Genomic DNA, 21306 nt, shown 5'->3' on the forward strand with positions numbered 1-21306 from the left:
GAGCCCATCTGGTTTATTGCTGATGCCTCCGAGACGCTGCGCCAACGGTTGGCTCCTCAGTGTCAACCTGATTGGCAGCCATGAGTCCGGCAGTTCTCGTCCGTACTGCTGCAGCCCGTGCAAAGACGAGCCATGGACTCGCTCCAGTGCGACGCACGCCCGCTGGTCGGAACCCGGCCATTAATGCCTGCAGCTGCACCGTCCGGAGCCGCTTTCATCAGGAACCTCGCAATTCCTCAGCCCCCGGGATGCAGGGGGATGGGGGAAAGAAAGATAGCTTGCCATGACAAGAGATAAACTTGGCGCGCCTCCTGCCCAACCTGGTGACACCGTCACGCCCCAAGCCGCGGTCCAGAAGCATCCCCCGGAGCCGCATCGCGGTTCTTGCGGGAGGGGCACTGGAGGACCCTTGCAGGGGGCTCTCGGGGTATGGATGATTGGCGCTCTGGGTTCAATCGCGACTACGGTGATCATCGGCACACTGGCTCTGCGCAAGGGCTTGACCGAACCTCTGGGAATGCTCACGACAGGCGATCCATTTAAGGACATGGCACTTGCAGACCTTACCGCCATTGAGTTCGGCGGCTGTGACATACGCCCGACGGAGCAGCGGAGTGTGGCGCGACAGGTGCTGAACCTGTCGGATATAGCGGATCCCGCAGGCTGCCGGGAAATCGAGAATGCATTCCTCCAGATTGTTTCACGCATTGACAAGGGAACGGCGCGGAACTGTGGCGACGCAATCCAGCAGTTGACCGACTCATCGGTCATGAGAGATTGCTCCCTGCGCGAAGAGGTAGCCGAGATCAGACGCTGCCTGCAGCAGTTCAAGCGGGAAAGATCGCTCACGGAAGTAGTGGTGGTGAACCTGGCATCGACTGAACCGCCGCTCGAGCTCGACCGATGTCACATGGACCTGCAAGCATTTGAAACGTGTTTGGATCGCAACGACGCCGCCGCAGTCAAAGCCAGCACCATCTATGCCTACGCCGCGGTCCGGGAGGGTTGTCCCTACATCAACTTCACTCCCTCCAGCGGAGCCCTTGTTCCTGCCATCATCCAACTGGCGGAAAAGAATAAGGTTCCGGTCATGGGAAACGACGGCAAAACCGGAGAGACGCTGGTCAAGTCGGCCCTGGCTCCCATGTTCACCTGCCGCAATCTTGCCGTCCTCAGTTGGGAAGGCTTTAATATTCTTGGCAATATGGATGGCTCGATTCTCAGGCATCCGGATAACCGCGAGTCAAAAATCAAGACAAAAGACCAGATCCTTTCCAGAATACTGGGCTACGCGCCGCATTCCAGAGTTCACATAGATTATGTGCCGTCGCTGGACGATCAGAAGACGGCGTGGGATTTCATTCATTTTAAGGGATTTTTGGGCGCCAAGATGTCTCTGCAGTTTGTCTGGCAGGGCTACGATTCGATGCTGGCGGCCCCCCTGGTGTTGGATCTGGTGCGCCTGGCCGACCTCGCCAAAAGAAGAGGAGAAGGCGGCCTCATGCCGCAATTGGCCTGTTATTTTAAAGCCCCCCTGGGAGTGGAAGAACAGCGTTTGTATGAACAATTCAAGATGTTGCTCGATTATGCGGAATTGGCCACAGCCACAAGGAGTCACCATGAGATTTGCGTTTAGTTCCAATGCGTTTCGTCGCTACAGCCTGATCGAAGCCATGAAGATTCTGACGGCGACCGGTTACGAAGGAATCGAAATCATGGCCGATGTACCCCATGCATTTCCGCTGCATTTGAACGCAAGAGACCTTAAGGAAATTCGCGCAGCCTTGCGCGATACCGGCCTGGCCGTTGCCAACATCAACGCATTCATGCACCATGCGGATGGCGACACCTATCATCCATCCTGGATTGAAAAAGATGCGGCTCTGCGCGCCAAGCGGGTGGACTACACGCTGCGCTGCATTGATCTGGCCAACGAACTGGGTGCCCAAACCATCTCCACCGAACCGGGAGGACCGCTCCAGGACATGACCCGAGAGCAGGGGCTGGAGCTGTTTCTGGAAGGTCTGAGGCAGGTCGGGCAGAGAGCCAAAGATCAGGGTGTCCGGATACTCATCGAACCGGAACCGGACCTTCTCATTGAAAACAGCAGTCAATTCCGGGAGCTCTTCAGAATGCTCGACGCCGATGCATTCGGGCTCAATTTCGATATAGGCCACTTTTATTGTGTCAACGAGGATCCCGTTCAACTGATCACCCGCTTGAAAGACTATACCTATCATTATCACCTGGAAGACATCGCCGCGACGCGCCAGCACTATCATCTCAAACTGGGTGAGGGGGCAATCGATCTGCCGGCCGTGCTGAAAACAATCGAGGGCATTGGTTTTGAGGGGTTCGTGACCGTAGAGCTCTACACTTACGAAGACCGGCCGGGGGAAGCGGCCTTCGACGCCTACAGGTACCTCGACCAGTGGCGCCAGGCGACCCAATGAACGACAGAGATCTGGGCCGTTGGCCGCAGCTGAGCGCAGCCATCTGTGCCCGGCTGGTTCTATACCGGGCTCTGTTCCCCGCTAAACGCCGTGGGGGGAAAACAATTCCCTACTCAGCAGAGCGGCTTCATCAGTCGCCCGGTTTAGGACTGCATGATCGTCGATGCGGCAAACCGGCATGATTCCAAGCAGCGAATTGAGTACCCACACGGTTTCGGCGCGCAGCAAGTCCTGCAGAGTCGCTTCCCTTGCTCGAACGACCGTCCCTCGGCCCGCCAGCAGGTTTGTCACCTGCCTGACAGTTATGCTCGGCAACTGGTGTGCATTGACGGGAGTCCACCAGCTTCCACCGGTCCTGGCAAGGAGTGATCCTGCCGATGTTTCGGCGACATTGCCATGCGCATCCAGGATGAGCGCTTCGTCCGCACCCGCATCGAAAGCCTGCTGCCGAGCCAGCATGAAGTAAAGATAGTTGAGGCTTTTGTGCCCGGCCAACGGCGGCGCAAAGCCGGCAAGCGCAACCTGCAGACGCCACCCGCGCCGGTAGACCTGGCTTGCGGGAAGATGGTAGGGCCGAACCATCAGGCACACGGTGGGCGATTCACAGGCGGGCAAACCAAATCCCTGGCAGGTGCCCCGGGTGACAATGATCTTCAGGCTCGCCACGGTGTCGGACAAGCCGTTTTCTATTAACAGTTCCCCCGCCAGTTGCTGCCAGTTTAGTTGGGGCAGGGGTGCGATGCGCAGGGTCTCGAGCGAATCAAACATGCGCTCCAGGTGATCCTGTAGATAAAGAATGCGACCATTCTGGCAGCGGATGGTCTCAAAGACACCGTCACCATACAGGAATCCCCGGTCCAGGGGGGAAATCGCGGCTTCCCGCACGGACACAAAGCGCCCGTTCAGCCACACGACTTGCCCGGCGTTGACGGGCTCACAGGTCATCGGGAACGTTCTCCTATCCTGTTAATGACTTGGAAGAGAGTGCGGCCTTTGTGCAGGGTTTCCTGGTACTCGTCTTCTTCGTTGGAGTCGTACACAATGCCGCCGCCCACGGAAAAGTAGCAGACCCCTTTATGGACCAGGGCGGTGCGGATGGCAATGTTCAGGTCCATGTTTTGATGCCAGCCCAAATAGCCGATGGAGCCGGTGTAGATGTGCCTCACCGTGGGTTCGAGCTCGTCGATGATCTCCATGGAGCGAATCTTCGGACACCCGGTTATGGATCCCCCGGGAAATGTCGCCCGAATCAGGTCTCCATAAGTGGCTCGTTCTGCGAGTGAACCGATAACAATGGAAACCAGATGATGCACGTTTTGATAGCTCTCGAGACGTTTATGTTCGGCTACTCGAATGGTTCGCGGCAGGCAGACGCGTCCGAGATCATTGCGCAGAAGGTCGACAATCATCGACAGTTCCGCATCATCCTTGGCACTGTGCAACAGTTCCTGTTTGAGCCGTTGATCTTCCCAATCCGTGCCGCCTCGTTTACGGGTTCCCTTGATGGGTCGGGTTTCGAGGTATTGCCCCTGGCGTCGCAAAAAGCGCTCCATGGACGTTGAGAGCACCTGGTGATCCCCGGCCTGTACCAGGGCATAAAAAGGGGCGGGATTGATTTCATGCAGGGAACGCCAGAGCTGAAACGGATCGCCTGCAAAGGGAAATTGATAGCGCTGGGAAAGATTCACCTGGTAGACATCACCCGCACGGATGTATTGCCTGACCCGGCGCACTGCCTGCAGGTATTCGGCATGACTGAAATTGCTGGTAAGGGGCCCGAGCACAAATCGATCCCCTGCCTCCCCCTCCAACAATTTTTCAGGGGCCGACGTCACATCGACCCTGCCCGACGTCTTTTCTTGCCGCACGGCATTTTTTAGGCCGTCACCTTGGTAAACCAATTCCAGCCAGCGGCTCTGTTGTGAGAATCGATCATAAATCACCAGGCGGCGGGGCCAGAAGAGCAGCACATCGGGCAGCTGCAGATCATCGACGGCGGTTTGGGGAAGCCTTTCGAGGACATTTTTCAGGTCGTAGGAAAAATAGCCGACAGCGCCGCCGCTGAAGGGCGCAGAGACCAAAGAAAATTGCGGCTGAAAAGCGGCGCTGAGCTCATCCAGCAGCTCCAGGGGATGAGTGTTGGAGGAGAGTGTGCCGCAGGATGATATGATTTTTGCCGAATGCCCCTTGCTGGAAAAAATCAGCTGGGGATCCCACGCCACCATGGAATAGCGATTTTCTTCCTGCGCTTGTACCGGTCCCCCGCTGAGTAGCACTGCGGCGTAAGGTTGCGCCGAGACCCGGTGGGCAAAACGCAAGAATTGTTCATCGCTTTCAACCACACGGGTAAAATCCTCATGGACCAGGTCGACGGGGCAAGGTGCCAAAGGAAAACCCTTCATGGCATGCTCCCCGGTTGCCGCACAGCGCCTGAAGGCATTGGCTGGCTCGGCCGACCGAATCGCGGAAAGCGGTCTTCGCTGCTGTGTTTGGCAGCCATGCGGAAACGGAATCCTTCTTTCAATGAAAGGAAATTGATCACCAGCTCCATACCGAATTCCGTCATGAAGGATTCCGGGTGAAACTGCACCCCGCAAAGGGGCCACACGCGGTGCTGGATCGCCATAATGACGCCATCGGCAGCGCGGGCGGTGAGCAGGAGTTCCTGGGAGGACGGCCGCTTCTGCGCTGCTCCTTTCGGGTTGCGGGGAACGTGAGGTTCAATGGCGAGCGAATGATAGCGTGCCGCCCAAAAAGGCGAAGGAATATTGGCAAGTATCCCCTGACCCGCGTGATGCACTTGACAGCGCTTGCCGTGCATGGGTACAGGCGCCTTACGGGTTTTGCCCCCGAACACTTCGTTGATCACCTGCATCCCCAGGCAGACCCCAAGGATCGGTATACGGTGAGCGAAATGTTTCACCACCAGCTTGCTGATTCCGGCATGGGCGGGATCCTTTGGCCCCGGCGAAATGCAGATCCAGTCCGGATTCAGGGATTCAATACCGGCCAGTGTGATTTGATCGTGGCGATAAACCGCCACCTCCAGGTCGAATTCATAGAACAATTGAACCAGGTTGAAGGTGAAAGAGTCGTAATTGTCGATCATCACCAGCCGCATTGGCTCTACTCCGAATCTGGCGCATAAAAAAAGCCATCCGGACCAATGAGTCTGGATGGCCTGCGCCTGGCATAACTCATGTTAATGTGTGGGCTCTGCGCGGATCAGCGCGATAGAGCACCCCGTTTTCTTGTCGCATTGCTGTAAAGTTTTCTTCCCAAAAAAGCAAAAAATTGTCAAGTAGTGTTTATGCCGATGCAGGCCAGGGAACAGGATGGAGACATGACCAGCGAACGACGGAGAGAGCCGGTGAAAGCCATTGATGTTCTGTGCGTGGGGCTGGCGACCCACGATCTCGTCATGACGATCGATCACCACCCCGGAGCGGATGAAAAATGTTTTGCCTCCAGCCTGCTGAGTTGCGGAGGAGGACCGGCAGCCAATGCCGCCGTTACCGTGTCGCGCCTTGCAGGCAGAAGCGCTTTCGCCGGTTGTCTGGGCCGTGATGTTTTCGGAGACGAGCATCACCGGGAGCTCCTGTCTGAAAGGGTGGATACGGGATGGGTGGTGCGCCGGGCAGAACCGACCCCGCTATCGGTCATTCTGGTGAAACCGGACGGAAACAGATCGGTAGCGTGTTACAAGTCTGCAACAGCCCCCTTGAAAATATCGGACATCAACCCAGCCGAGCACAATCCTCTGACCATGCTTTTTGATGGACATGAACCCACCCTTTCAATCGCGCTGGGACAAATTGCAAGACGGAGAGGAATCCCGACCGTTCTGGATGCCGGCTCGGTGCACCAGGGGACGGTGGAATTGCTTCCCCATACCGACTACCTGGTTGCTTCGGCAACATTCGCCCGCCAGTTTACCGGCCAAAGCAATATGCAGGCCGCTGCCGAAATACTGAGTCGCCATGCCCCTTTTGTTGTCGTCACCCTGGGTGGGCAAGGTCTGATCTGGAGACTCGGCGCCCAACGGGGTAAAATGCCCGCGTTCCGCGTGGAAGCAGTGGACACGACCGGGGCCGGCGACACGTTTCACGGCGCCTTCGCTCTGGCCATCGCCCGCGGCCTCGAATTCTCCAGCGCCATGCGCATAGCAAGCGCCGCCGGAGCCCTGTGCTGCACCCGACTGGGGGCTCGTCCCGCCATTCCCACACTTGCCGAATTGAACAGCTTCCTCAACTCTAGAGGTCTACGATCTCTACCTCAGACTCGACAATAGGTTCCCCGAGGAATGTTTGGCCCACCCGAGCAAACCGCTCCGCCCCATCGGTTGCATAAAAGCGCACATGACCCGGATGGGTGGGCATGGTGCGCAGGAGCTTTCTGGTCTCAAGTTCGTGCGTTACGGCAGCTGCGGTGGTATGTGCCGAATCCACCAGGGTGATGTGCAGCCCGACAACTTTTCGGATGGACTCGGTCAGCACCGGAAAATGCGTGCACCCCAGAACGAGGCAGTCTATCGGTTGCGTGCGCGAACTCTTGAACAACGGGTCGAGGTAATGCGCAACAATTCCTTCTACGAGATGCCCCGCCACCCAGCCCTCCTCGGCGAGAGCCACAAACAGAGGACAGGCAATGGACACCACGGAAGCGTCCGATCGGATGCGCGCGATCGCCTGCGAGTACGCTCCCTGGCGCACGGTGCTTTCTGTGGCGATGATCGCTATGCTGCCGCCGACGGATGCCTTGCAGGCCGCATCGGCACCCGGATCAATGACGCCGATGATGGGGAGAGGATGAAACAGCTCCTGGAGCGAAGGCAATGCGATGGCGGAGGCGGTGTTGCAGGCTGTCACCAGGAGCTTCACATGCCTTTCGACGAGCAGTCCAGCCGCCTGCTGCGCATAGCGTGTGACCGACTGCGCACTCTTGGTGCCGTAGGGAAGCCGCGCGGTATCCCCGAGATAGAGGAAATCCTCGTTCGGCAGCTGCTCTCTGAGAGCCTTCAAAACCGTCAAACCGCCAACCCCGGAATCGAAGACGCCAATGGGCCGTTGCATGATATGTTCGCTCATCACCTTTCCCGTTCCGTCACCAGGAGTCACACACCACTTAAGCGTCCTGCCAAAAATGCAGGTCGGAGCTCGAACAACCGTCTCCCAGGACGTCGCTGCACAAACTCCCGGACCTGCTGCCACAGGGTCCCTGCAATTTGTTGGGATCAGCAGGATACAACCAAAACAGGCGGTGGAAAATCAACTCTTTTTCGCGTTGACGTTCATTGAATGATTCAGCTTTGCCCTAAATCATGCTATCAGATCAATTTTACTCGACATATTTCAGGAGGGATTGCTATGCGCACATTTGGCGGCGGAAATGCCGCAATGCCCTTTGGCGGCAGCATTGTTGGGTTCAGAGGAGCAATAGCCAGTGAACATTACTTGTCCGCTCAAGCCGGCATGGACGTTTTAAAGCAGGGGGGCAACGCGTTTGATGCAGCCGCTGCGGCAACGCTGGTGGAAGGTGTTGTCAATCCTCATATGTTCACCATTGGCGGTGAATGCCCGATGCTCCTCTACGCGGCGCAGGAAGACAGGGTGGTGGCCATCAACGGCAATACCGAAGCACCGGCTGGAGCAACTCCGGAGGTTTACCAGCAGCGCGGCTTTCAGCTGATTCCTCCCGAGGGGGTCTTGGCCGCCGGAGTGCCGTCGGCTTTTGGCGCCTTGATCACCATGCTCCTGCGCTACGGAACACTGCCCTTTGAAACCATCGCGGAACCGGCTTGTTGGATCGCGCGCGACGGATTCCCCGTACATGCCGGGCTGGCTCACATGCCGAGATTTTCCATCCGGGCCAACCGCGAAAAGTTTCTCGACCTATGGCCATCTTCCGCCAAGCTTTACCTGGATTCGCATCAATCCGTGCCCCTGCCTGGGCAGAGACTGAAGAATCAAGCCATGGCAGATCTTTTGGAGGCGTTGACCAGGGCAGCTGGAAATGGTCGGAAAAACGGGCGCCAGGCGGGTCTCAAAGCTGCCCTCGAGATGTTCTACAGGGGAGATGTCGCTGCTGAAATCGAGGCGTTTGTGGTTGCTCAGGGGGGCTTGCTGCATCGGAGTGATCTGGCCCGATTCCAAACCTTTGTGGAGGAGCCTGCTGTCGTTGATTTTCACGACACGACCGTGTTCAAGTGTGGACCCTGGTCTCAGGGACCGGTTTTTCTGCAGCTGCTCAAGTTGCTGGAGGGATTCGATCTGGCCGGCATGGGGCACAACTCGGCCGACTACCTTCATGTCTGGATCGAAGCGGCCAAACTGGCCTATGCCGACAGGGAACAGTTTTACGCCGATCCGCGCTTTTTCGATGTGCCCCTGGGAGAGCTTTTGAGTGCCGATTACGGCGATGCAAGGCGTTCCCTCATTGACCACCGTCATGCCAGCGGGCAGCATCGGCCGGGCGATCCGCGGCGGTCGGCGCCGCTTTTGCCGGAAAATGAGGTGTTTTCCTGGTCGAGCTGGGGATACGGCACCGTCCATGTTGCCGTAATCGACAAATGGGGAAACATGGCGGCGTTGACTCCAAGCGGCGGATGGATTTCCGGAAACGAAGTCATACCTTCGCTGGGATTTCCCCTCACCACGCGCCTGCAGACCTTTTATCTCGACGCTCGCCACCCCAACGTGATCGCCCCGGGCAAGCGTCCGCGCACCACTCTGAGCCCGTCTTTGGCGTTTCGCTGGGGAAAGCCCTGGATGGTTTTTGGAACCATGGGCGGTGACCAGCAGGACCAGTGGACCAGCCAATTTTTTCTGAATCGGGTGCTGTTCAATATGTCCGTTCAGGAGGCCATCGAAGCTCCCAAAGTGACTTTCGACCACAGCCCGGCGATCTTTTATCCACACGATGCATTTCCCAAACAAGTGCGCCTGGAGGGGCGCATACCGGGGCCGGTGGTCGATCGGCTCAACAGCCGAGGACACCTTGCCCGACATGAAGCCGATTGGGCTGCCGGTTTCATCTGCGCCGTAGGGCGCGACACCGACGGCATGCTTGAAGCCGGCGCCGACCCCAGGGGCAACAAGGCCGCAGTGTTCCCCGCATGCGCCTTGGCCTGGTGAAATTTCAACGTCAACGGTTGCGGCTTGAACCATATCTGCTATTATGCTGCGACTTTGCTCCCCCAACGCATTGGGTTCCCTCTTCCCGTCAAGGGAGAGGGGCGGGGTGAGGGAGACATGATACGCAGCATCTGAGTTGAGGGCGGCAGCCCGCAGGAATCGGATGGAGGAAAGATGTGGCGGATAACGAAAATTGTTGGCGGCATTGACCGGCTCAATCAAAGGGTGGGCAGGGCGGTATCCTGGCTGAGCGGGCTCATGGTCGTGGTGGTGACCGTTGATGTCGTCATGCGCTACCTGTTTCGAACCAGCTATGTTTTTGTTCAGGAGCTGGAGTGGCACCTTTTCGGGGCGCTTTTTTTGCTCGGTGCAGGCTATACACTGCTGCACGATGCCCATGTGCGCGTCGACATCTTCTACCAGAGACTCACCGCCAGGCAGCAGGCGTGGGTCGATTTGCTCGGGACCCTGCTCTTTCTTTTGCCCGGCTGCATACTGGTCATCTCAACCTCCTGGGAGTTCTTTATCAATTCCTGGTCCATCGGTGAAGGATCGCCCGATCCCGGTGGCATTCCGGCACGCTATATCCTGAAAGCGGTGATTCCCATCGGCTTTTTTCTCGTCGCCCTGCAGGGAATATCCCTCGCGCTCAAGTCTCTAACGGCACTCTTAGGCTATTCGTTGAAGACCGATGAGGAGGAGGCGCTATGATGGAGTCCCTGCCAATCATCATGTTTGCGGTTCTTACGGTGCTCCTGATGATCGGCTTCCCGGTGGCGTTCACCTTGTTGGGAACCGCGCTGTTTTTCGGGCTCATCGGTTTTGGATGGAACTTTTTCAACCTTCTGCCCCTGCGCATCTGGGGCATCATGACCAACTTCACGCTGCTTGCCGTGCCGCTCTTTGTGTTCATGGGAGTCATGCTCGAGCGCTCGGGAATTGCCGAAGAGCTGCTGGAAACCATGGCGCTGCTGTTCGGCCGCATACGCGGCGGGCTGGCCATATCCGTTGTGATTGTGGGGGCTCTGCTGGGGGCATCGACGGGCATTGTCGGTGCAACGGTTGTCACCATGGGTTTGCTTTCCCTGCCCACCATGCTGCGCCGCGGCTACCAGGCCGAATTGGCCACGGGAACCATTGCCGCTTCGGGGACCCTGGGACAAATCATCCCTCCCAGCATTGTGCTGGTGCTGCTTGGCGACATAGTCGGAGTGCCGGTCGGGAACCTCTTCGTCGGAGCCATCATACCCGGCATGATCCTGGTCACCCTTTATTCCCTTTACGTGCTGGTGATCGCACGGCTGAAGCCACACTGGGCGCCTCTCATCCCCGACAGGGAATGGCGCGAGATTCTTGCCGGGGGATTGGGGAAGAGAGTCCTCAAGGCGCTCTTCCCACCCATGTTTCTCATGGTTTCAGTGTTGGGATCGATCTTCTTTGGCATCGCATCGCCCACCGAAGCCGCTGCCGTAGGCGCCACCGGCGCAACCCTGCTGTCCATAGCCAACCGAAGGTTCGATTTTAACGTCCTGCAGCAGGTCATGGCCTCCACCACCAGGCTCACCTGTATGGTGTTCATCATTCTCGTCGGCGCGGGAGCCTTTGGCCTGGTATTCCGCGGTCTGGGCGGAGACCACGTGGTGCGCAGCTACATTCAGCACATTCCCTACGGAAAATGGGGAGTGGTCTTCATTGTCATGTGCATTATTTTTGTCATCGGGTTTTTTCTTGATTTCATCGAGATCACTTTCATCCACATTCCCGTACTCGCACCGATTATGGCACACTTGGGCTTCGATCCCCTGTGGTTTTCCATCCTGTTTGCGGTGAACCTGCAGACATCGTTCATGACTCCCCCCTTCGGGTTTTCCCTGTTTTACCTCAAAGGGGTCTCCCCGCCCGAAATAACCACCGGGCACATCTATCGAGGGATCATACCGTATGTCGTTTTGCAGTTGATCGGATTGCTGCTGGTGGTGTTCTTTCCGGAAACGGCAACCTGGCTGCCGCGCGCATTGGCTGGTCGCTGAGCACCTCCTTCCCACGGCAGGGCCGGCAAGCGTACACATGGTTCCGCAGGAACGGCACGGTGAGGCGGCAAGATATTACGGGCAGGCGAAAAGTCCTTGCGACATGGCGGATTGTCAGGGAGTGCCGGCGCACCCCCTGACCCCCTGCCGGCACTGCAGCTTACTGCTGCGGACCAAAAGCGATGTAGTCCTGGTATGCTTTTTCGGAAACCTTGTTCCAACCTCCCAGCTTCTTCCTGTACGCTTTGAAAGCTTCATTTACTTTTTTCGCCGCAGCATCCTTTTCAGCCTCTTCCTCCAAAACCTCTGCGGAAAGCTTCTGGAAGTCCGTCAGGACCGAATCGGGGAAACGCAGGAGCTCAACCTTGTGCTCATTCACCAGCGTCTCGAGGGCTTCACCGTTGCGACTTTCAAACTCGCACAGACTCCACATGTTCGTTTCGGCCGCCGCAGCATCCAGAATGGCTTTCAGATCGCTTGGCAGTGCATCGTAGGCCTTCTTGTTGAAGATCACCTCGAGGCATGTCCCGGGCTCATGCCAGCCGGGATAATAATAATACTTGGCCGCCTGGTAGAAGCCCATGCGCAGGTCATGCAGGGGGCCGACCCATTCGGTGGCATCAATCACGCCGCGCTCCAGTGACGTGTAGATCTCGCCTCCGGCCAGCAGCACCACGGTGGCGCCCGCCTTGGCGACCACTTTGCCCCCCAGGCCGGGAATCCTGATCTTCAGTCCCTTAAAATCATCAACGCTTTCTATTTTCTTGTTGAACCAGCCGCCCATCTGTACGCCGGTGTTTCCCTGCGGCCGCGGAACAACATTGAAAGGAGCATAGACTTCCTCCCACAGCTGCAGGCCCCCTCCCGAATAAAACCAGGCATTGATCATCTGCGGATTGAACCCGAACGGCACCGCCGAGAACCACTGGGCTGCGGGGACTTTGCCGGCCCAGTAGTAGGCTGCGCCGCTGCCGCATTCCACGGTACCCTGTGAGACCGCATCAAAGGTGCCGAGGGGGGGCACCAACTCGCCTCCGGCATACACCTGGATCTTCATGCGGCCGTTGCTCATCTCTTCGACACGTCTGGCAAAACGCTCGGACCCGGTTTGAAGAATCGGAAGCTCCGGAGGCCAGGTCGTGACCATCTTCCAATTGTAGGTCTTCCCCTGAGCCCACACATAGGGGGCTGAAACCGCCGTCGTGGCGACTGCCGCCGCACCGACTGCGCCCACCTTTTTGATGAAATCCCGCCTGCTCTTGTCCACCTTTGCTGTTTGATCCTTGGGCATCTCCAAAACAGACAAAAGACTCATACGATCCTCCCTGCATGATGTGAATGATACGGCCCGGAACATCCGGGCCGGCAGAACACCAACCGCCTTGATTGAACGCCGTGGGACTGCGGGCAAGGCCCCCCTACCCTGCTGTTGAAGGCCATCGTAGAGAGTCATTTGAAGCACTGGAAGTTTGAAGTGTGAGGAGAAGTCAGCAGATCATTCCGCAGCCACTGGAACAAGGAGAGCGCAATCGCCGGGTGCCGCCCAGAGTCGGGTTCATCACGCATACCACATTACCGCTCATCCAGCAAATGATTACACCGCGGTGTGACGGCACCCGTTTCAGAGCGACTCGGTTTTCAATACCGAGTCGCTCTTGGAGTCGGTCTTGTTCAATTGGACCGCGGCGCCGCAGGTCCGGGCTTCAACAATCTGCCGAACGCCCGCATCGGGCAGTGAAAGGAAGCATCGTTGTAGTGCTAACGAAGCTCAACGATGCCGCGGCTCCGTTCGGAGACGCGGCCAATGATGGCGGATTGCTCGATCCCCGCCGCATGGAGATTCTCCAGGGCTCTTGCCGCCACTTCGGGCGGCAGGCTGACCAGTAATCCGCCGGACGTTTGCGCGTCTGCCATGACATCGAGCAAAAGCGGATCAATGGTCCCCGTCTCGCGCACGCTCGACGCACAGAAGTTGCGGTTGGCGTAGCTGCCCGCGGGCACCAGGCCCATGCCCGCATGATCGAGCACTTCTGCCATGATGGGAACTTCTGCCGTTTCAATGGTCAGCGTCACCCTGCTGGCCTGAGCCATCTCCAGGGCATGCCCCAACAGACCGAAGCCGGTGATATCGGTGCAGCCGTGGACGGGATAGAGCAACAAGACTTCCGCCGCCTGCTTGTTGAGGGTCGCCATCAGCTCGATGGCGGCGGCCTCAGCGGCGGCCGAAGCCAGGCCGGCCTTGATGGCGGTCGCCAGAATCCCGGTGCCGAGCGGCTTAGTCAAAATCAACACATCCCCGGGCTTGGCCCCGGCGTTGGCCCATACACGGTCCGGGTGCACCAGCCCGGTGACCGAAAGCCCATATTTCAGTTCCAGATCGTCTACGCTGTGCCCGCCGGCAAGCGCTGCCCCGGCTTCATAAATCTTCTCCAGACCACCCCGCAGAATTTCTTTGAGGATCGACTTGTCGAGCTTGCCGATGGGGAAGCAGACAATGTTCATGGCCGTAATGGGGCGGCCACCCATGGCGTAGACATCGCTCAGGGCGTTGGCCGCGGCAATCCTTCCGAAATCAAACGGGTCATTGACGATGGGGGTGAAAAAATCAACGGTTTGGATCAGCGCCAGATCTTCACTTATGCGATAGACTCCCGCATCCTCGCAATGTTCCAGGCCGACAATGAGGTTTGCATCCGGCTTCAGCGGCAGTTCCAGTAAAATTTCAGCCAGGTCCCCTGGACTGATCTTTGCCGCTCAGCCCGCAGCCCGCACGCCTTTTGCAAGTTCTACTGTGGTTTTTTCCATAAATCCAATGTCACCCTTCATGTCATGCTGATCACTCGGTCGGCCAGTTGCATGGAGGTCACAATATCCAGCATGTTGGTGGTCTCACCGACCTTTTTCCGCTCCAGCAGCTCAAAGTGGTTCAGGCAGGTACCGCATACCAGAATACCGATGCCTTCCTGTTCCAATTCCTGCAGCGCCGGCAAAGCGGCGGAATCTTCCACGGCCAGTTTCACGCCGGAATTGAGCAGCACCAGACGCCACAGGCTCGATCCCATTTCTTTCAAAGTTCCCAAAAAACTGATCATCAGCTTGGTGCCGAGCTCGTCGTCGCCTCTGCCCAACCGATCGGCTCCTACCAAAACAAGCACCTTCTGTTCGCTTTTTTCAGCAGTCTCGGGCAAAGCGATTTCACACACAGCCTGTTGTGAACGGCTGCCGCTTACGGCAATATCCTCTCCATTCCGTTCCGACTGCACCTGGTATCCGCTGCGCACCAGGAAACGACGCACGTTCTCTCCCGCTGCCTCATTGTCGACAACAACGGTCAACCGCTCCACGTCCCCCCGATCGATCAGCTCCCTGGTTTTGAGAACCGGGTTGGGGCACGCCAGCCCCCTGCAATCCAGTCTTACCTCTGCCATACCTTCCATCCATTCTGCGTCAATGATTTTAGTCATGCAACTTGCCTTCGGTTTCCAGCAAATCCGCCAGCGCCCTGTGGATCATCGCAACGATTTGCCCTATCTGCGTGGCGGGGGTCGGCTCTGCGTAGCAGCCCGCAATGCGATTGGCCCGAGCGGCAGCAACGCAGGCTTGGGCAATCTTCACACCGGACTCGATCAGCGCGGAAACGATGCCCGTGAGCACATCTCCCGTACCTCCAATGGCCTCCATCGCCTCCTCGCAGGGCTGATCGACGACCGCCAAAATGCCGTTCCGATCCGCAAGGTAATCACGATCTCCCTTCACCAAAAGATAGCGCGCGCCGTTTTCATGCCTGTAGGTTCTCTCGATAAGCTTCGCTACCCGGTTGTCCTGGTGCAGGATGAACCCGCGCGTGTAAAAGGGATGAGGTGCTTGTTCATCAGCCAGAAAGGCAAGCTCACCGGCGTCGGGAGTAAACAGGTCATAGGCTGCCGCCTGCCCGCTCATCTTGGCGGCATACATGTAGCCCGCGTCGGCGATCAAGACGGGTCTGACTTCCATTTCTTCTATAGCGAACAAAATCTTGTTGTGCCAGTCGACATCCGGTTGCAGATAATGAAACACAAGGGTCTGAAACTCAACCTGCGAGAGATGGCGGGCGAGATGCTCATAGAGCCGGCGGCTGCCCTCTCCCAAACCGATGTCGCCCACCAGGTAGGCGAAGGGAGCCGGTTGGGCCAGAGATTCGGCGGTCCTTACGGCGGCGGCGAGCAGAGCCGGGGTTCCGCGCAGGATCGGCACCAGTCTGTCGGCAATTCGGAGATGCCCGCCGGCAATCTGCACCTCACCCCAAAGCAGAGGAAAGTCCTGATCCGGCACCGTTCCCACTACGCCAAGCATCGGCGTGATAGCTCCTCATAGGCGAGATGGAGGGCGTAGCCGCAGAGAGTATGTCCGATCTCTTTGGGGTTGGGTGCTTCGCCAAGGGACTTCCCCACCATCTGTGCGGCAAGGTAGGGCACATCCGGACAGCCGCCGCCCGATACATTCACGATAACACGGGTCTCCTTTTCGACGGTGAGCTTCATGTTGGCGGCTCGAACCATCAGGTAAGGACCAAAGTCTTTGACCTGGAAGAGGTTCACCGGCTGCAACAGAGGGCTGCTCACCGGCACCGCCCCTCTGGGGCGTATCCCGGCGGCTTCAACGGCACGCAGGATATTGAGCTTTTCTATCAGCGGAAACTCGATGACCAGGTCACATCCGCTTCGTATCTCCGGCGGCGGCCCCATAACCCGGATTGTCCACCCGTGACTCCGAAGGATCTGCTCCGCCCGTATCACGTCGCTGGTATGGTCAAAGACAAGAATTCCTCGATCTCGACCATCCCGTGAAGGCGCCGCCTTAGTTCGGAAACGTTTGAAAAAGTGCAGTATTGACAAGGTCAAACCTTTGCCACAGTGATTCGATATTCAATCCCTTCCGGTTGAACACTCCTCACCTGCCATCCTTTGCTCGAGGCCGCACGAATCACATTTTCTTTGGAAGTGTCGGTATCAACGAGAATAACAATTTCGCCATGATCCACTGTCTTGAGCGTGTCCAAAGTCATTAGAACCGGTTGAGGACAGGAAAGTCCTCTGGCATCGACCGTTGCACTCATCTTTTGTACTCCTCAATTTGTGCTCAAGCTGTTTTTGTAGCGGCAGTCAACTCTTCCTTGAGCGGCTGTCGAACCGATTTCTGCCTCATGGTGAAGCCGATCACAAGGCAAACGGCGAAACCGATGATAACCGCCGCCATGCCGTGCGGACCAATGCCTTTGGGAGAACTGGCAAGTCCGAAATTGTGCGCAATTCCCGCCCCAACAATCATCCCGAGAACAAACACCGCTGCATCCCCGTCGCCCTCGCCGGCCAGGAAAAGCTGGCGCCCGGGGCAGCCTCCCGCCAGTGCAAAGGCCAGTCCGGCCAGCGCCATGCCGGCGAAATTCCACAGCTGCATGGTGTGAGCGACCGGCTGTCCGGCAAATCCAAAATGAAACTGTTTGAGGATCAGATTGGTGAGAAAGGCGCTGACTGTCAGAGCAACCACGCCCATGAAGAGATGCGATTGACGAAACAGGATCAGGTCGCGGAAAGCACCCATGGTGCAGAAGCGGCTTCGCTGAGCCAAAAATCCAATGACAAGGCCGGTAATCAGCGAGATGAGCACAGGGGCGTGCATTGATCCGGGTCCTTCCACACTGTAGAAGAGAATCCCGCTCTGCGGCTGTCCCTCAACCTGTGGATAAACAATCAGGAGCGCCAAAAAACCGACCATGATCATGGGTAGCAGCCATCCGACTGAGGAATGGTTGGCCTGTGTACGCCCCAGGTTGTAGCCGGTTCTGAAAAAAAGAGTGCCGATCCATATGCCGGCCGCCAGTCCCAGCAGACCCAGGATCGCATTTCCGTCTCCGCCCGCAAGCCGCAGCATGGCGCGCCACGGACAACCCAGGAAAACCAGCGCGCCGATCATGGCAAAAACTCCCAGCACAAAGCGCGCTATGGGAGCAGAACCGGATTGGGCACGAAATTCCTTGAAGAGATAGGCCGCCACCAAAGAACCAAGCACAAATCCGATTATCTCCGGGCGCATGTACTGAACCACGGCAGCCCGGTGTAAGCCGATGGCCCCGGCTATATCCCGCTCAAAACAGGCCACACAGACGCCCATATTGCCTGGATTGCCGAGCTTTTGCAGAAGCGGAGCCAACACGCCGATGGCGGCCCCGACAAGGATGATTCCCCAGCGGGTCGCGAGCAGGTTTCTATTGCTGAACATCTCGAATCCTCCCCTCGTTCTATGAAGCCATAAGTTCCAGAGCAAACACCCTCCTTTCCCGACGGCTTTTTCATATACATAGGGCGGCCGAATAATACAAATTGATATTCTTGATCATTTGCAACAAACGCATAGACCACAGGCATGCATCAGGATAGTATCGCGTTCCCGTCAATATGGAATTTTCTCATGCGCGTCGCAGCACCGGTTTCACTTCACGCCCTTTTGCGAGATGATCGCATCCCAATGCAGACAAAGCGAACAAAGGCTCCTCGGGTAGAACCCCTTCGCAACCCTTCGACTGAAGGATGGTGCAGCCAGGAAGATCAGCCGCAACGCCCCCTGCCCCTGTGGCAGCGGCAAAAAAATATAAGAAGTGCTGTCTGCCCAGGAAGGTGGTAACAGCGGAACAAATGGATTAGGGAAGGAAGCCGTCGGAAAGTCGGAAAACCTCAGTCACTCCCCGAGGGGTGCGGGCTCATAGCCCGGCGGGTATTTGCGCCACGGCTGACCCCGACGGGCCAGTTGGTAACCCAATTGAAAAAGCTGGTTCATGTAGGCCGTATCGAATGACGAGATGGGCCTGGAGGTAAAGTCTGGGGGGATGTAGGCCAGGTTATAGTCAAACTGATCACGCTGAGCAAAAACATAGAGGCGAAAGAGGTCGCCGACCCCCTGGGATTTAAGGAGGGTGTCAATGCTCCTGATAGCGATGTATTTCAACTGTCTCTTGACGTCCTGCCATTCGGGGTGAACCTGCTCGTTGCGAATAATAAAGAGTCTACGGGAGCGCCTGGATGACACCGTTAGAAACCTGATGGAAGACTCGTACAGCATCACCTGCGCTCTGGTGCCGCCATCCACATGCATTTCCTGGAAATTTTGTCCTGCTGCCTCCACTTCGAAGTTCTGTGGAGGAAACATGACAGGAATGGAGGCCGATGCCACCATGATTTTCCGGAACAGCTCAAGGGCTTGGGGATGGGCGCTGACAGCGATGGCCCCCATGTTCCAGATAACCAACCGCTGAGCGTCCAATTGGGTCGTCCCAATGAGCAACCGCCGCCCCTTCAAATGCTCTTGGGCGACTTTTTGCAGTAAATTCGCATCGATGACCCGAGCCACCAGGCGGGTCAGGGGGCGGCTGTCGGCCATTGACGGCAGCGCTTTCAGGTTAGCCAGCGACAGCAGGATCGTGAGCGGCCCGTATGGTTGATAGATGTCGTCACTCGATATGGTCGTGTAGAATTTTTCGAGCTGTTGATCATAATCTGAACCGAGAAAAGCGAACGGCGCCATCAGCGCCCCGGTACTGATGCCGGTCACCATTTTGAATTGAGGACGGGTGCCGGCCTTGGTCCAGCCGCACAGAATGCCCGCCCCGAATGCCCCTTCGGCTCCGCCGCCCGACAGTGACAGCACGTAAACCACCGGCTCCAGTTCGCCATTATTGGCCACTTTCTCTTCCTCGACGGATTCTAACGCACTCCGTTCGAAGCTTTTGCTGTACTCATCACCCCACGCCCTCACTCCAGGCATGCCCGGCATCTGGACCCGATTTTCGAGATCAACGGGCAACGGATTATTGAGCTTCAAAATGGCGCAGTTCTGAAAACTCAGTGATACCGCGGCGCAGCACACCAGTAACGCCAATTTCCCGAGATCCAAAGTTAGACAACCCTTGACGGCTCGCCTTCTACCTCCTCTCCGTGCAGTTATATCCTGGCAGGTCACCTCGTCTCCTTTTATCGGCATCAGCCACCTCACGGGCTTCTCCGGCCCCCCTGACAGCCTTGATGGAAATTCCTGTGACTCATTCCAGGTGAGCGGCAATGACGACGAGGGCGGCGGCTGCGCCGAACAGCCCTAACAGCAGCGGCCACATAAACCGCAGGTACTTGTCGTAGCCAACCTTTGCGATGGCCAGACCAGCAACCACCACCACATTGGTCGGTGAAACCAGCAGGGTCAGACCGTGGGCCATAATCCAGGCGGTGATGGTGGTGGCTCGACTCACACCGGCAAAATCGGCCAGAGGGGAGAGCAGGGGCATGGCCAAGGTGGCGTGACCGGAGCTGGACGGGATCAGGAACGCCAGGGGAATGTTCACCAGCATCGTGGCTACCGCAAAGGTTCCTACCGAGGCGCCGGCCATGAGCTTCTCAATAGAGTAAAGGATTGTGCCGAGGGTCTGGGTGTTGGTCATGATGACGGAAACTCCCCCTGCCAGCAGCATAACGATGGCCGGCTTCATCATATCCGAGGCGCCCACCGCGATCAGCCGCACGATCTCCTTTTCGTCCATTCGCGCCACCAGCCCAACGAGAACCGACATGAGCATGAACAGCATCGCCAGTTGCGGGAACCACCAGTCCAGTTCAAACCAGAAGGGCTCGGCGCCGGCCACCTTATGCGTCCCGTAGTAGTCGGCCGGCCCGGTGGTGCCGCCGATGAGACTCGACCAGGGGATCACCGAGAAGATCATGAGGCCGAAGGCGAAGACCGTGATAGCGAGCACCCATTTCTGAGTGCTTGTCAGGCGCTCATCGGCAATTGTGGGATTGGCCGTCAGGTCTTCAGCCATAAGATCAGCAGCCGACTCGTCCTCGGTGCGGACATCCTCGAACCCGATCAACGAGGCACTCGGATCCCGGCGCACCTTGGCGGCATAGCGCAGCACCCAACCCACGGCCATAGTAGTCAAGACCGCCCAAAGAAACAAACGCAGCACAATACCGTCGCCGATGCCGACTCCGGCCTCGCCCGCAGCCACACCAATGGAAAAGGGATTTACCGTAGAGCCCATGATGCCGATGGTGGCGCCGACGATAATCATCGCAGCGGTAACCAGGCGGTCGTAGCCCAGCGCAGACATGAGCGGGATGAACAGCGCGTAGAACCCGAGGGTCTCTACCGAAAAGCCCATGGTGGAACCGAGCAGAGAAAACAGCACCATGACGACGCTTATGAGCAGCCAGCCGCGTGTGCGCAGCCGGCTGGCAAGTGCAGCAACGGCCACTTCGAGGCTGCGGGTTGCAAAGCTGATGGAAATGAAGGCGCCGATGGACATGATGAAGACGATAACGCCGATCTGACCGAACAGGCGCCCGACTCTCTCGGTACCGATCATGCCGGTTTCGGGGTTGAACAGGCCGTAAGTGCCGTTGACGGGTGCCAGAACCAGTTGCCCGATCCTTTCGCCGAAGGTGAGCGGCGATTCGACCCTGTGGTAGGTGCCGGGGATAGCGGAACCGTCAGCATCGATGAGATATTTGCCGGGGGGAATGAACAGAGCGGCAAGCCAGACCAAAATGGTGACAATCACCAGCATCGTCACGGGACCCGGAAATTCGAACTCGCGCTTGCGCGGTTGAGCCATATAGCCGGCATTCAGTGTTTTTTCAGCCATAATTACACCTGGCCATTTCTGAG

At 57.5% G+C, this 21306-nt stretch carries 20 protein-coding genes; 7 read left to right on the forward strand and 13 right to left on the reverse strand.

Features of this window, described 5'->3' with window-relative positions; genetic code table 11:
- Positions 1 to 283: 283 nt before the first annotated feature.
- The gene (locus K1V27_RS17015; RefSeq protein ID WP_258931249.1) at positions 284 to 1636 is read left to right on the forward strand and encodes an inositol-3-phosphate synthase; all 1353 of its coding nucleotides are present in this window, start codon (positions 284 to 286) and stop codon (positions 1634 to 1636) included.
- Complete coding sequence (locus K1V27_RS17020) at positions 1620 to 2453, forward strand: sugar phosphate isomerase/epimerase family protein (RefSeq protein ID WP_258931250.1); 834 nt, start codon at positions 1620 to 1622, stop codon at positions 2451 to 2453. Before K1V27_RS17015 ends, K1V27_RS17020 begins: the two co-directional genes overlap by 17 nt.
- An 81-nt stretch (positions 2454 to 2534) precedes the next feature.
- Here the strand turns inward: K1V27_RS17020 and K1V27_RS17025 are convergent, their stop codons facing one another.
- The 3 genes from K1V27_RS17025 to K1V27_RS17035 are packed head-to-tail and all read right to left on the reverse strand — an operon-like array spanning position 2535 to position 5574.
- A complete protein-coding gene (locus tag K1V27_RS17025) occupies positions 2535 to 3398 on the reverse strand; it encodes an aminotransferase class IV (protein WP_258931251.1) in 864 nt (287 codons plus the stop codon).
- The gene (gene pabB / locus K1V27_RS17030; protein ID WP_258931252.1) at positions 3395 to 4855 is read right to left on the reverse strand and encodes an aminodeoxychorismate synthase component I; all 1461 of its coding nucleotides are present in this window, start codon (positions 4853 to 4855) and stop codon (positions 3395 to 3397) included. The genes K1V27_RS17025 and pabB overlap by 4 nt, the downstream gene beginning before the upstream one ends.
- A complete protein-coding gene (locus tag K1V27_RS17035) occupies positions 4852 to 5574 on the reverse strand; it encodes an anthranilate synthase component II (RefSeq protein WP_258931253.1) in 723 nt (240 codons plus the stop codon). Before K1V27_RS17035 ends, pabB begins: the two co-directional genes overlap by 4 nt.
- Positions 5575 to 5796: 222 nt before the next feature.
- Between K1V27_RS17035 and K1V27_RS17040 the strand changes: the two genes are divergently transcribed.
- Positions 5797 to 6744, forward strand: coding sequence for a carbohydrate kinase family protein (locus tag K1V27_RS17040; RefSeq protein ID WP_258931254.1), 948 nt, complete (start codon positions 5797 to 5799; stop codon positions 6742 to 6744).
- Here K1V27_RS17040 and murI read toward each other — a convergent pair.
- A complete protein-coding gene (murI, locus tag K1V27_RS17045; RefSeq protein ID WP_258931255.1) occupies positions 6707 to 7540 on the reverse strand; it encodes a glutamate racemase in 834 nt (277 codons plus the stop codon). The two genes, K1V27_RS17040 and murI, sit on opposite strands and share 38 nt — an antisense overlap.
- A gap of 279 nt (positions 7541 to 7819) precedes the next feature.
- Between murI and K1V27_RS17050 the strand changes: the two genes are divergently transcribed.
- The 3 genes from K1V27_RS17050 to K1V27_RS17060 all read left to right on the forward strand — a co-directional run bounded on the left by K1V27_RS17050 (position 7820) and on the right by K1V27_RS17060 (position 11616).
- Positions 7820 to 9586, forward strand: a complete 1767-nt coding sequence (locus K1V27_RS17050) for a gamma-glutamyltransferase family protein (RefSeq protein ID WP_258931256.1) — start codon at positions 7820 to 7822, stop codon at positions 9584 to 9586.
- A gap of 174 nt (positions 9587 to 9760) precedes the next feature.
- The gene (locus K1V27_RS17055; protein WP_258931257.1) at positions 9761 to 10297 is read left to right on the forward strand and encodes a TRAP transporter small permease subunit; all 537 of its coding nucleotides are present in this window, start codon (positions 9761 to 9763) and stop codon (positions 10295 to 10297) included.
- On the forward strand, positions 10294 to 11616 hold the full coding sequence (locus K1V27_RS17060; RefSeq protein ID WP_258931258.1) for a TRAP transporter large permease: 1323 nt from the start codon (positions 10294 to 10296) through the stop codon (positions 11614 to 11616). Before K1V27_RS17055 ends, K1V27_RS17060 begins: the two co-directional genes overlap by 4 nt.
- 160 nt (positions 11617 to 11776) lie before the next feature.
- On the opposite strand, the gene K1V27_RS17065 is transcribed toward K1V27_RS17060, so the two are convergent.
- The 7 genes from K1V27_RS17065 to yedE all read right to left on the reverse strand — a co-directional run bounded on the left by K1V27_RS17065 (position 11777) and on the right by yedE (position 17874).
- Entirely contained in the window at positions 11777 to 12931 is a 1155-nt protein-coding gene (locus tag K1V27_RS17065; protein WP_258931259.1) for a TRAP transporter substrate-binding protein, read from the reverse strand.
- Positions 12932 to 13374: 443 nt separating this feature from the next.
- A complete protein-coding gene (selD, locus tag K1V27_RS17070; protein WP_258931355.1) occupies positions 13375 to 14421 on the reverse strand; it encodes a selenide, water dikinase SelD in 1047 nt (348 codons plus the stop codon).
- Between the two features lie 17 nt (positions 14422 to 14438).
- A complete protein-coding gene (gene yedF, locus K1V27_RS17075; RefSeq protein ID WP_258931260.1) occupies positions 14439 to 15080 on the reverse strand; it encodes a sulfurtransferase-like selenium metabolism protein YedF in 642 nt (213 codons plus the stop codon).
- Positions 15073 to 15948, reverse strand: coding sequence for an NAD(P)H-hydrate dehydratase (locus tag K1V27_RS17080; RefSeq protein WP_258931261.1), 876 nt, complete (start codon positions 15946 to 15948; stop codon positions 15073 to 15075). The genes yedF and K1V27_RS17080 overlap by 8 nt, the downstream gene beginning before the upstream one ends.
- Positions 15936 to 16496 (reverse strand): putative Se/S carrier protein, encoded by a 561-nt coding sequence (locus K1V27_RS17085; protein WP_309574022.1) that lies wholly within the window; start codon positions 16494 to 16496, stop codon positions 15936 to 15938. Before K1V27_RS17085 ends, K1V27_RS17080 begins: the two co-directional genes overlap by 13 nt.
- On the reverse strand, positions 16493 to 16711 hold the full coding sequence (locus K1V27_RS17090) for a sulfurtransferase TusA family protein (RefSeq protein WP_258931263.1): 219 nt from the start codon (positions 16709 to 16711) through the stop codon (positions 16493 to 16495). The genes K1V27_RS17085 and K1V27_RS17090 overlap by 4 nt, the downstream gene beginning before the upstream one ends.
- A 23-nt stretch (positions 16712 to 16734) precedes the next feature.
- Positions 16735 to 17874 carry a YedE family putative selenium transporter gene (yedE, locus tag K1V27_RS17095; RefSeq protein ID WP_258931264.1) on the reverse strand — a complete coding sequence of 380 codons (1140 nt, stop codon included), beginning with the start codon at positions 17872 to 17874 and terminating at the stop codon, positions 16735 to 16737.
- Positions 17875 to 18199: 325 nt separating this feature from the next.
- Here yedE and K1V27_RS22925 point away from each other — a divergent pair, with 325 nt between their 5' ends.
- Positions 18200 to 18247 carry an SEC-C metal-binding domain-containing protein gene (locus tag K1V27_RS22925; protein ID WP_353740609.1) on the forward strand — a complete coding sequence of 16 codons (48 nt, stop codon included), beginning with the start codon at positions 18200 to 18202 and terminating at the stop codon, positions 18245 to 18247.
- An 83-nt stretch (positions 18248 to 18330) separates the two neighbouring features.
- Here the strand turns inward: K1V27_RS22925 and K1V27_RS17100 are convergent, their stop codons facing one another.
- Positions 18331 to 19629 (reverse strand): patatin-like phospholipase family protein, encoded by a 1299-nt coding sequence (locus K1V27_RS17100; RefSeq protein ID WP_258931265.1) that lies wholly within the window; start codon positions 19627 to 19629, stop codon positions 18331 to 18333.
- A 58-nt stretch (positions 19630 to 19687) separates the two neighbouring features.
- Complete coding sequence (locus K1V27_RS17105; protein WP_258931266.1) at positions 19688 to 21283, reverse strand: YfcC family protein; 1596 nt, start codon at positions 21281 to 21283, stop codon at positions 19688 to 19690.
- Between the last annotated feature and the right edge of the window lie 23 nt (positions 21284 to 21306).

This window comes from Desulfoferrobacter suflitae (genome assembly GCF_022603395.1).
In the GTDB taxonomy this organism is placed as follows: domain Bacteria; phylum Desulfobacterota; class Syntrophobacteria; order Syntrophobacterales; family Syntrophobacteraceae; genus Desulfoferrobacter; species Desulfoferrobacter suflitae.